Source organism: Pseudomonas sp. P4_D7 (assembly GCF_056401755.1).
Genome location: NZ_JBFUIR010000164.1, coordinates 1 through 1,350, shown reverse-complemented (window position 1 = coordinate 1,350; position 1,350 = coordinate 1). Strand labels below are relative to the sequence as shown.

The following is a 1,350-nucleotide window of genomic DNA, read 5'->3' as shown; positions in this document are numbered from 1 at the left end:
GTTGACGGACGGCACGAGAAACCTCATCGGACGTAAGGAGCTAGCGTTGATGGGCCCGGAGAGTATTTTGATTAACGTTTCTCGCGGCCCTGTGGTTGATCAGGACGCACTCTTCCAAGCGCTTGAGGAGAAAACGATACGAGCAGCGGGTTTAGATGTTTACGTGAAAGAACCGCTTGTGAGTTCAGGTCTTTTCAAATTGAAGAACGTTGTCACTGTGCCTCATATCGGCTCTGCAACAAGCGATACACGCAATGCGATGGCACTGCGTGCACTGGAAAATTTGCTTACGGGTCTCGAAGGACGACAACCGAGAGACCTCGTGAATACTCACGGGCTAGGGCACAGATGGACGCAGTGACGACAAGGACGCTGGCAGTATGGCCGCCGCGCAGAATAGAGCGCGGCTTATAGGTTGGGGCGGCTACTCAAGCTTAAGCCGCTCTAAACAAGATCGACGATTTGCCGATGCGCTCCGTTTCCTGTTTTTGCCGACGCTTGTCCTGATTTTGATGCTAAGCATTATTCTTTTTCAGGCTTTCGGGGCTGCCAGCGCACAGACCATCCATCACCAAATTCATCAATCTGGCGAGACGTAAGCGCCATTCGCTCTGGGCATCCATTTGCCATATTCCAGCGATGGCTAGAAAAAAGTCGTCGTTTGTAATCCCGCTACGAATCGTTCCTGCCTTCTCATTTGCCCTCAAAAGCAATTCGGCAGCTCCTTGGACAGGAGCGTATCCCGACTTCCCTGGGAACTCGTAAACGGAAGCGGCTTGTTGGATCGCAGCAGCGAGTCCTGCCTTTGTCATTGCATATTCAGCGAGGCAGTCCATCCACTCTCGGAGGGCTTCCTTAGGTTGTTTGGTCGCCAGCAGCTCCTCTGCCAACGCGGCCACCTGCTGCATTTCGAACTGATAAACCTCGAATACCAACTTCTCCCTGGTAGGGAAGTGACGATAGAACGTGCCTTGCCCTACCCCCGCCTTCTTCGCAATCGTGCTTAACGGAATCGCAGGATCGCTAGTCAGCTCTACCACTGCGACCTCCAGAATCCGTTCCCGGTTTTTCTTGGCGTCAGAACGCATCACCAAATCGTGAGTCATGAACAAAATTTTCCTTCACTGCATTGCTAAGCGGACAGTTGTCCGGTACGGTTTTAAAGTGGACAGCTGTCCGCTTAGTCATCGTTTCTGGAGTTTACTATGAACAGCACTGGCAACACGATTCTGGTTACTGGCGGCACCTCAGGCATCGGCCTCGGTCTGGCGCTAAGATTTCACAAGGCGGGCAATAAAGTCATCATCGCGGGACGTCGCAAGTCTCTGCTCGACAAGATCGCGTCGGAAC

The 1,350-nt window shown here is 52.7% G+C and carries 3 protein-coding genes; 2 read left to right on the top strand and 1 reads right to left on the bottom strand.

The window, feature by feature from the left end; translation table 11 throughout:
- Positions 1-361, top strand: a 361-nt coding sequence (locus AC1DVF_RS29300; protein WP_477783640.1) for an NAD(P)-dependent oxidoreductase, incomplete at its 5' end; no start/stop codon positions are given.
- A gap of 154 nt (positions 362-515) precedes the next feature.
- Here the strand turns inward: AC1DVF_RS29300 and AC1DVF_RS29295 are convergent.
- The gene (locus tag AC1DVF_RS29295; RefSeq protein ID WP_180697868.1) at positions 516-1,106 is read right to left on the bottom strand and encodes a TetR/AcrR family transcriptional regulator; all 591 of its coding nucleotides are present in this window, start codon (positions 1,104-1,106) and stop codon (positions 516-518) included.
- Between the two features lie 99 nt (positions 1,107-1,205).
- Between AC1DVF_RS29295 and AC1DVF_RS29290 the strand changes: the two genes are divergently transcribed.
- On the top strand, positions 1,206-1,350 hold a 145-nt coding region (locus AC1DVF_RS29290; RefSeq protein WP_477783641.1), incomplete at its 3' end, for an SDR family NAD(P)-dependent oxidoreductase.